Here is a 1785-nt window from a genome sequence, read left to right as displayed (position 1 = left end):
CCAAGATGTTGATAAAATCTTACAGATTTTATATATGAATAATTTTTCTAGAATTGAGGATTTTGATGAGAAGTTTAAGGATAATTTATTTATAGACAAAAATCATATTGGGGATTTTTTAGATTTTGTCGACAAAATAAAGATAGAAAAAATAGATCCCTATAATGATTTAGATTATTACATAAATTTCCTAAAAAATTTAGAAGATGAAATTAGAGAGATTTTAGATAGGGATTTTGAAAATTTAAAAGATGTAGAGATTTATAGGGTAGGTAATTTATCCCTTGACCAGATAGATAAATTCATTAATATAGCAGATAGTTTTAAAGATATGTATGACAAAATATCCTTTAAAGAATTTAGAGAGATTTTGTTCACATATTTAGATTCTATAAGTCTAAAATCTTTGAGAAATTATGAGGGTATAAAAACAGCAAGTCTAGATAAAATTTATTACAGCAATAATGAAATAGGCATTTATTTATCTTATGATAAGAATAAAAATCTTTATAAGAAAAATTTTATCTACAACGATGATAACATGGAAGACTTAAAAAGAATTGGACTTGTAAAGGATTATAATCAGATAGAACTTATAGAACTTATTTACAGGCTTTGTAATGACAAAAAATCTATTTTTTTGATTAAAAATGATGAAATATCTAATTCTTTAAACCTGATAAAAACAAGGGGAAATATAGAAATCTCAACTTATGAAGATAATTATATAAGTTCAGCTCTCAATGCTTACGAAAATATAAATAGAGAAGATGATTTTAAATTAGACTCTACAAATATAAGTCAATTAAAGAGAATTTTAGAAAATAGGTCTTTTTCAGCCACAGACTTTGATTCATATGTAAAAAGTGGCAGAGATTTTTTGATAGAAAGAGTTTTTAAAATTGAAGAATATGAGGACTCTTTCAAGGAAGTCGACTATCTTAAAGATGGGTCTATCTATCATAAAATATTAGAAAACTATTTTAAAAATAGAAAAGTATATGATGAAGATTATTTAAAAAATTTAATTATGAAAGAAACTTTTCCAAAGTGTTCAAAAGTAGAAGATTTGAGTTTTTCCGAAAAGTTTAAATTTATTAAAGATTTCTCATATCTTTTAGATATAGTAAGGGCAGATACAGATGCAAATAGGATAAATAAAGATTTTATGCCTAAACTATTTGAAAAGAGATTTTCTTTTGATATTGGACCAATTAATCTCGTAGGTTCCATTGATAGGATTGATGCAAAAGATGATGAAGAGATACTTATAGATTATAAATCATCTAATGCATCAACAAGAACGGCTGCCGATGTGTTCAATAACAAGTCCTTTCAAAGTGTAATTTACGCATTGGCAAGAAAAAATAAGGACAAGAAAATTGCTGGTTTTTATTATAAAATAATTAAAAATTTTAAAAATGTGCCAATTTTTGTAAATGAAAAATATATTGATAAATATGACAAGGGACGCTTTTACAAAAGTGATAATGAAATTAATGAGCTTCTAGATAATGCCACCAATAAGATAATTGAATTATATAAGGACATGTGTGATGGAGTTTTCTATAATGAGGATGAAAAAAAGAAAGGGAATTAAAAATATGACAAAAATTTTAACATCTAAAGATTTAAGAAAAAGATTAAAAGAAAAATTATTAGAAAAAATAGAAAACTTAAATGAAAAGCCGGTTTTAGCCATTATAAGATTAGGACAAAGACCTGAAGATTTATCTTATAGAAAAAGGACTTACAAAAAACTGCAAAAGAATTATCCATTACCTG

At 24.9% G+C, this 1785-nt stretch carries 1 protein-coding gene and 1 pseudogene; both read left to right on the top strand.

Translation table 11 applies throughout. From position 1 onward, the window contains the following. Positions 1–1600 (top strand): PD-(D/E)XK nuclease family protein (locus HMPREF9131_RS03760; protein ID WP_036744327.1); only part of this gene is annotated, 1600 nt, incomplete at its 5' end. Beyond that, positions 1578–1785, top strand: a pseudogene (locus tag HMPREF9131_RS03755) (hypothetical protein); the annotation flags it as partial. The gene HMPREF9131_RS03760 and the pseudogene HMPREF9131_RS03755, both read left to right, overlap by 23 nt.

The sequence above is a fragment of the Peptoniphilus sp. oral taxon 836 str. F0141 genome, from assembly GCF_000179335.1.
GTDB classification, from domain to species: domain Bacteria; phylum Bacillota; class Clostridia; order Tissierellales; family Peptoniphilaceae; genus Peptoniphilus_A; species Peptoniphilus_A lacrimalis.
This window is presented reverse-complemented; position numbering and strand designations above follow the sequence as displayed.